Consider the following 2,500-nt stretch of genomic DNA (forward strand, 5'->3'; position numbering starts at 1 on the left):
GGCCAAGACGGCGTTGGGCGGCACCGACATCGGCGCCATCAAGTCCGCGATGGAGAAGCTGGGCCAAGAATCGCAGGCCCTCGGCCAGGCTATCTACGAGGCCACCCAAGCCGAGCAGGCGGCCGGCGGCGCGGGCGAGCCCGGGCCGGGCGGTGCCGATGACGTCGTCGACGCGGAGGTGGTCGACGATGACCGGGAGGCCCAGTGAGCGAATCCAACTCGCCCGAACAGGTAACGGTCACCGACAAGAGGCGGATTGATCCCGAGACCGGTCAAGTACGTCACGTGGCCTCCGGAGCCGCCCCCACCGGGGCGGCACCGGAGGTCGCAAAGGCACAAGCCGGCGACAGCTCAGACACTGCTGACAAGGTTGCCGAGCTGACCGCCGATCTGCAGCGGGTGCAAGCCGACTACGCCAACTACCGCAAGCGGGCGTTGCGTGATCAGGAGGCGATCGCCGAGCGCGCCAAGGCTGGTGTCGTCAGCCAATTACTGGGCGTGCTCGACGATCTCGACCGCGCTCGCAGTCACGGAGACTTGGAGTCCGGCCCGCTGAAGTTGGTAGCCGACAAGTTGCTCAGCGCGCTGACCGGGCTGGGGTTGGCGGCGTTCGGCGCCGAGGGCGACGACTTCGACCCGGTGCTGCACGAAGCGGTGCAACACGAGGGCGATGGCGGCCAGGGCTCGAAGCCGGTGATCGGCAACGTGATGCGGCACGGTTACAAATTGGGTGATCAGGTGCTGCGGCACGCTTTGGTTGGGGTGGTGGACACCATCCCGGACGACTCGACCGATGAGGCCACGGAAACCGAGAGCGCCGACACAGTCGATAACGACGCGAACGAGGATGAGCACGACGCAGAATCATCAGAGCCGTCGGAGAAGTAACGACAAGCACACTAAGGAAAGGCGGAAGGGGGTGACGCGATATGGCCCAACGAGAATGGGTCGAAAAGGACTTCTACAAGGAGCTGGGCGTCGCTCCTGACGCCGGCCCAGACGAGATCAAGCGGGTGGCCCGCAAGCTGCTCGCCGAGAATCACCCGGACCGCAACCCCGGCAACAAGACCGCCGAAGATCGGTACAAGGCCGTCTCCGAGGCCAAGGAAGTGCTCACGGATCCGGCCAAGCGCAAGGAGTACGACGAAACTCGTCGGCTGTTCGCCGGCGGCGGATTCGGTCGCCGATTCAACGGCGGCGACTTCGGTGGCGGCTTCAATGTGGGCGGCTTCGGCGGTGATGGCGCCGAATTCAACCTCAACGATTTGTTCGACGCCGCCGGACGCACCGGCGGCACCAACATCGGCGACCTGTTTGGGGGCCTGTTCGGGCGCGGCTCCTCGCCGCGTCCCAGCCGCCCGCGCCGCGGCAACGACCTGGAGACCGAAGCCGAGCTGAGCTTCATGGAGGCCACCAAGGGCGTGGCGATGCCACTGCGGCTGACGAGTCCGGCGCCGTGCACCAACTGTCATGGCAGCGGTGCCAGGCCGGGCACCAGCCCGAAGGTGTGCCCCACCTGTAACGGTGCGGGTGTAATCAGCAGCAACCAAGGCGCTTTCGGCTTCTCCGAGCCGTGTACCAATTGCCGCGGCAGTGGGTCGATCATCGAGAATCCTTGTGAGGAGTGCAAGGGGACCGGTGTCACCACCCGCACCCGCACCATCAACGTGCGGATCCCGCCGGGTGTCGAGGACGGACAACGGATCCGGCTGGCCGGTCAGGGTGAGGCCGGATTGCGCGGCGCTCCCTCCGGGGACCTCTATGTCACCGTGCACGTGCGGCCGGACAAGGTCTTCGGCCGCGACGGCGATGACCTCACCGTCACCGTTCCGGTCAGTTTCACCGAATTGGCTTTGGGTACAACGCTTTCGGTGCCGACGCTGGAAGGCAAAGTCGGTGTTCGGGTGCCGAAGGGCACTGCCGACGGGCGCATCCTGCGGGTACGCGGACGCGGCGTGCCCAAGCGTTCCGGTGGCCAGGGCGACCTGCTGGTCACCGTCAAAGTCGCGGTCCCGCCGAACCTGGAAGGTGCGGCGAAGGAGGCGCTGGAAGCCTACGCCGCCGCCGAGCGCTCCGGCGGATTCGATCCGCGGGCCGGATGGGCAGGTAGTAGCTGATGGCCAAGAACAGGAATGACAAGGACGCGGCGCGGACCTTCATGATCTCGGTGGCCGCCGAGCTGGCCGGTATGCATGCACAGACGCTGCGTACCTATGACCGGCTCGGTCTGGTCAGGCCAAGCCGCAGTTCCGGTGGTGGACGCCGCTATTCGCAGAACGACGTCGAGCTGCTCCGCGAAGTGCAACGGCTATCCCAGGACGAGGGCGTCAATCTGGCTGGAATTAAACGCATTATCGAGCTGACCAACCAGGTCGAGGCGCTACAGTCACGGCTGGCCGAGATGGCCGCCGAGATCGAGGCGTTGCGCGCCAACCAGCGACGCGACCTCGCGGTTGTGCCCAAGAGCACCGCAGTGGTGGTCTGGCAACCCCGGCGCTAG

The 2,500-nt window shown here is 66.2% G+C and carries 3 protein-coding genes and 1 pseudogene; all 4 read left to right on the forward strand.

The features are described 5' to 3' along the window. Nucleotides 1-208, forward strand: a pseudogene (gene dnaK, locus WBF82_RS14995) (molecular chaperone DnaK); the annotation flags it as partial. Continuing rightward, nucleotides 205-888, forward strand: coding sequence for a nucleotide exchange factor GrpE (gene grpE, locus WBF82_RS15000; RefSeq protein WP_424383786.1), 684 nt, complete (start codon nucleotides 205-207; stop codon nucleotides 886-888). The pseudogene dnaK and the gene grpE, both read left to right, overlap by 4 nt. 41 nt (nucleotides 889-929) lie before the next feature. Further along, nucleotides 930-2,117 (forward strand): molecular chaperone DnaJ, encoded by a 1,188-nt coding sequence (gene dnaJ / locus WBF82_RS15005; protein ID WP_424383787.1) that lies wholly within the window; start codon nucleotides 930-932, stop codon nucleotides 2,115-2,117. Continuing rightward, nucleotides 2,117-2,500, forward strand: coding sequence for a heat shock protein transcriptional repressor HspR (locus WBF82_RS15010; RefSeq protein ID WP_424383788.1), 384 nt, complete (start codon nucleotides 2,117-2,119; stop codon nucleotides 2,498-2,500). Before dnaJ ends, WBF82_RS15010 begins: the two co-directional genes overlap by 1 nt.

The sequence above is a fragment of the Mycobacterium sp. genome (assembly GCF_049673265.1).
Taxonomy (GTDB): Bacteria; Actinomycetota; Actinomycetes; order Mycobacteriales; family Mycobacteriaceae; genus Mycobacterium.

Coding starts and splice junctions, on each gene's coding strand:
- dnaJ (WP_424383787.1), top strand. CDS start 930: ATGGCCCAACGAGAATGGGTCGAAAAGGACTTCTACAAGGAGCTGGGC.
- WBF82_RS15010 (WP_424383788.1), top strand. CDS start 2,117: ATGGCCAAGAACAGGAATGACAAGGACGCGGCGCGGACCTTCATGATC.